The organism is Streptomyces sp. NPDC059564, assembly GCF_042735575.1.
GTDB lineage: Bacteria > Actinomycetota > Actinomycetes > Streptomycetales > Streptomycetaceae > Streptomyces.
This window is the reverse complement of sequence record NZ_JBHWBP010000457.1, coordinates 1-5,312: the sequence shown is the minus strand read 5'-3', so window position 1 is coordinate 5,312 and position 5,312 is coordinate 1. Positions and strand designations below refer to the sequence as shown.

General features: G+C 69.2%; 2 protein-coding genes. Both read left to right on the top strand.

Features of this window, described 5'->3' with window-relative positions:
• The first annotated feature begins 244 nt into the window (after positions 1–244).
• Positions 245–4,096, top strand: a complete 3,852-nt coding sequence (locus tag ACFV0Q_RS38105; protein ID WP_385012203.1) for an amino acid adenylation domain-containing protein — start codon at positions 245–247, stop codon at positions 4,094–4,096.
• Positions 4,097–4,369: 273 nt separating this feature from the next.
• A complete protein-coding gene (locus ACFV0Q_RS38100) occupies positions 4,370–5,212 on the top strand; it encodes a BTAD domain-containing putative transcriptional regulator (protein WP_385012200.1) in 843 nt (280 codons plus the stop codon).
• Positions 5,213–5,312: the final 100 nt, after the last annotated feature.

Sequence of the window (5,312 nt, the reverse complement as noted above, 5' to 3'; positions counted from 1 at the left end):
GTACTGTTTGGCGGGGGGGGTGTGCCTCTGTTCTTGCGCCCCGGTTTTGTCGGTTACCCCGGGGGGGGCGCCCCCCCGCCCACCGCCCCTCCCCGCGGGCGCGGTGTCCGCCCCACGGGCGGACACCGCCCCCCACGCGCAGGGGTGAGAGGTCGCACACCCGGGCCCATCGCTCGACCGCAGGCCCGGTCGCGGGGGCGTGTGTGCGCCCGCTGCTCGACAACGGAACGTAAGGAAGCGGGAAATGACTCTTCAGGAGACCAGCGTGCTCGAGCCCACCTTGCGCGGTACCACCACGTTGCCCGGCCTGCTCGCCGACCGGGTCGCCGAGCACCCCGAGGCGACCGCCGTCGTCTACCGCGACGAGAAACTGACCTACCGCCAGCTCGCGTCCAAGAGCTCCGCCCTGGCCGCGTACCTCAGACACCTGGGCGTGGCGGCGGACGACTGCGTCGGCCTCTTCGTCGAGCCGTCGATCGACCTGATGGTGGGTGCGTGGGGCATCCTGACCGCGGGTGCCGCCTACCTGCCGCTGTCCCCGGAGTACCCCGAGGACCGCCTGCGCTACATGATCGAGAACAGCCAGGCCAAGATCATCCTGGCCCAGCAGCGGCTGGTGTCCCGGCTGCGCGAACTCGCGCCCGCGGACGTCACCGTCGTCACCCTGCGCGACTCCGACGCCTTCCTCCTGCCCGAGGGGCAGCAGGAGGCGCCCGTCGCCGACGGCGCCCGCCCGGACACCCTCGCGTACGTCATCTACACCTCCGGCAGCACGGGCAAGCCGAAGGGCGTGATGATCGAGCACCACAGCATCGTCAGCCAGCTCGGCTGGCTGCGCGAGACCTACGGGATCGACCGCGGCAAGACCATCCTGCAGAAGACCCCGATGAGCTTCGACGCCGCCCAGTGGGAGATCCTCTCCCCGGCCAACGGCGCCACCGTCGTCATGGGCGCCCCCGGCGTCTACGCCGACCCCGAGGGCCTCATCGAGACCATCGTCAAGTACGGCGTGACGACCGTGCAGTGCGTGCCGACCCTGCTCCAGGGCCTGCTCGACACGGAGAAGTTCGACCAGTGCGTCTCCCTGCAGCAGATCTTCAGCGGTGGCGAGGCGCTCTCGCGCCTCCTCGCGATCCAGGTCACGCAGGAGATGCCGGGCCGCGCCCTGATCAACGTCTACGGTCCGACCGAGACCACCATCAACTCGTCCTCGTTCGTGGTCGACCCGGCTGCCCTGGAGGAGGGACCGCAGTCCATCTCCATCGGCGCCCCGGTGGCCGACACCCAGTACCACATCCTGGGCCGGGAGGACCTCAAGCCCGTCGGCGTCGGCGAGATCGGCGAGCTGTACATCGCCGGCGGCCAGCTGGCGCGCGGCTACCTGCACCGCCCCGACCTGACCGCCGAGCGCTTCCTGGAGATCGAGGTCGCCGAGGGCGCCGGACCCGTCCGCCTGTACAAGACGGGCGACCTGGGCCAGTGGAACGCGGACGGCACCGTGCAGTTCGCCGGCCGCGCCGACAACCAGGTCAAGCTGCGCGGCTACCGCGTCGAGCTGGACGAGATATCCCTGGCGATCGAGAACCACGACTGGGTCCGCAACGCGGCGGTCATCGTCAAGAACGACGGCCGCACCGGCTTCCAGAACCTGATCGCCTGCGTCGAGCTGAGCGAGAAGGAAGCCGCCCTGATGGACCAGGGCAACCACGGCTCCCACCACGCCTCGAAGAAGAGCAAGCTCCAGGTCAAGGCGCAGCTGTCCAACCCGGGCCTGCGCGACGACTCCGAGCTGGCCGGCCGCGACACCTTCGACCTGCCGGGCGCCCAGCCGACCCCCGAGCAGCGCAGCCGGGTCTTCGCCCGCAAGACGTACCGCTTCTACGAGGGCGGCGCGGTCACCGAGGCCGACCTGCTCTCGCTCCTCGGCGCGAAGGTCCCCTCGGCGTACTCGCGCAAGTCCGCCGACCTCGCCCCCGCCGAACTGGGCCAGATCCTGCGCTGGTTCGGCCAGTACGTCAGCGAGGAGCGGCTGCTGCCGAAGTACGGCTACGCCTCGCCGGGCGCGCTGTACGCGACGCAGATGTACTTCGAGCTGGAGGGCGTCGGCTCGCTGAAGCCGGGCTACTACTACTACCAGCCGGTCCGCCACCAGCTCGTCCTGATCAGCGAGCGCGCCGCCACCGGCAAGGCCACCGCCCGCATCCACTTCATGGGCAAGAAGGGCGGCATCGAGCCGGTCTACAAGAACAACATCCAGGAAGTCCTGGAGATCGAGACCGGCCACATCGTCGGCCTCTTCGAGCAGGTGCTGCCGGCCTACGGCCTGGACATCCGCGACCTGGCCTTCGAGCCGGCCGTCCGCGAACAGCTGGACGTCCCCGAGGAGGACTTCTACCTGGGCACCTTCGAGCTGGTCCCGCACACGGGCCCGCGCGAGGACCACGCCGAGGTGTACGTCCAGACCCACGGCGGCAAGGTCGCGAACCTCCCGGCGGGCCAGTACCGCTACGCGGACGGCGCCCTCACCCGCTTCTCGGACGACGTCGTCCTCAAGAAGCACGTCATCGCGATCAACCAGTCGGTGTACGAGGCCGCCAGCTTCGGCATCAGCGTGATCAGCCGGGCGCCCGAGGAGTGGCTGCACTACGTCACCCTCGGCAAGAAGCTCCAGCACCTGATGATGAACGGCCTGGGCCTGGGCTTCATGTCCTCGGGCTACAGCTCCAAGACCGGCAACCCGCTGCCCGCCTCCCGCCGGATCGACTCCGTCCTGAACGCGGCCGGGGTCGACAGCGGCCCGTCGTACTTCTTCGTCGGCGGCCGCGTCAGCGAGGAGCAGCTCGGCCACGAGGGCATGCGCGAGGACAGCGTCCACATGCGCGGTCCCGCGGAGCTGATCCGCGACGACCTCGTCAGCTTCCTGCCCGACTACATGATCCCGAACCGGGTCGTGGTCTTCGAGCGGCTCCCGCTGTCCGCCAACGGCAAGATCGACGCGAAGGCGCTCGCCGCCTCCGACCAGGTCAACGCCGAGCTCGTGGAGCGGCCCTTCGTCGCCCCGCGCACCGAGACCGAGAAGGAGATCGCGGAGGTGTGGGCCAAGTCCCTGCGCCGCGAGAGCGTCTCGGTCCAGGACGACTTCTTCGAGTCGGGCGGCAACTCGCTGATCGCCGTCGGCCTCATCCGCGAGCTCAACTCGCGCCTGGGCGTCTCCCTGCCGCTGCAGAGCGTCCTGGAGTCCCCGACGGTCGAGAAGCTCTCCCGCCGCCTCGAGCGCGAGGTCGCGCAGGAGTCCTCCCGCCTGGTGCGCCTGCACGCCGAGACCGGCAAGGACCGCCCGGTGCTGTGCTGGCCGGGCCTGGGCGGCTACCCGATGAACCTGCGCAGCCTGGCCGGCGAGATCGGCCTCGGCCGCTCGTTCTACGGCATCCAGGCGCACGGGATCAACGAGGGCGAGGCCCCGTACGCGACCATCACGGAGATGGCCAAGGCCGACATCGAGGCCATCAAGGAGCTCCAGCCGAAGGGCCCCTACACCCTGTGGGGCTACTCCTTCGGCGCCCGCGTCGCCTTCGAGACCGCCTTCCAGCTGGAGCAGGCGGGCGAGAAGGTCGACAACCTCTTCCTGATCGCCCCGGGCTCGCCGAAGGTGCGCGCCGAGAACGGCAAGGAGTGGGGCCGTGAGGCCTCCTTCGCCAACCGCGCCTACACGACGATCCTCTTCTCGGTGTTCACCGGCACCATTTCCGGCCCGGACCTGGAGAAGTGCCTGGAGACCGTGACGGACGAGGCGTCCTTCGCCGAGTTCATCAGCGAGCTCAAGGGAATCGACGTCGACCTCGCCAAGCGGATCATCTCGGTCGTGGGCCAGACCTACGAATTCGAGTACTCGTTCCGCGAGCTGGCCGAGCGCACCCTCCAGGCGCCGATCAGCATCTTCAAGGCCGTCGGCGACGACTACTCGTTCCTTGAGAACAGCAGCGGTTACTCGGCCGAGCCGCCGACGGTCATCGACCTCGACGCCGACCACTACAGCCTGCTGCGCGAGGACATCGGCGAGCTGGTCAAGCACATCCGGTACCTGCTCGGAGAGTAGTCGCGAGCCGGTCCAGTGAACGCGGCCGCCCCGCCGGAGAAATCCGGCGGGGCGGCCGTGTTTTTGCATTTCCGGACCTTTTCCGCAGGAATCTGTGAATAGGATTCCGAATTCTGACGCAAGTTGACGACGCTCTGACATATGGCTGGTTGACGTGCATCTGAGGACTGGAAGAGACTTCTTATAATTCAGGCGGATTGCCCATCGCATTCCCAACTCCGTCGACGACCGTTCGGAAATTGCCGCTGTTCTGCTGACGAGGAGTTATCACCCATGCGTTTCAATCTCATTGGACCCTTCGAGATCGTCACGGACGACGGCAGGACCTACCGGCCGGGGACCCCCAAGGTCTGCCAGACGCTGGCGCTGCTGCTGACGCGGCCCAAGGAGATCGTGACGGCCGACGCACTCATCCAGGAGCTGTGGGGCGAGAAACCGCCGCGCAGCGCCGTCACGACGCTCCAGACGTACGTGTACCACGCACGCCGGATGTTCACGAACGAGGCGCTCGCGCCCGCCGGCCGCCCGCTGATCGTCACCAGCCCGCCCGGCTACTCGATCCACGCCGACGACTCCGAGATCGACATCCGGATATTCGAGGGACTCGTCACCCAGGCGCGCGGCGAGCTGAGCGAGGGCGACGCCCTGACCGCCCTGCGGACCGTGCGCGAGGCGCTCGACCTGTGGCGCGGGCCCGCCCTGTCCAACTTCCCCGCGGGCGACCTGCTCGCCGGACACGTCGTGCACCTGGAGGAGCTGCGCATCCGGGCGTTCGAGATCCGCATCGCCTGCGAGGAACAGCTCGGCTGGCACCGCGAGTCCATCCCCGAGCTGCGCAAGCTCATCAACGACTACCCGCTCAACGAGTGGTTCCACAGCCAGCTCATCGGCGCGCTGGGCGCCGCGGGCCGGCGCGCGGAAGCCCTCCAGGCCTACCAGAACGTCCGGCGGCTGCTCGCCGAGGAACTGGGCCTGGAGCCCTCCCTGGAGCTCAAGCAGCTCCAGGCCCGCCTCCTGAGCCCCGTACCGCAGCCCGAGCGGCCCGCCCGCCCCCGCGTTCCGGCCCAGGACGTCCCGCGCCCGCGCGAGCAGGCCGTGGTGCGCTCCGCCTCCTGAGCGGCGCGCCGGCACGGAAAAGAGTCCCGGTACGGCCCGCGGGCCGTACCGGGCCTCAAGTCCGTGCGTGGGCGGGCCTCCGGCCCGGCTGTTGACCTCG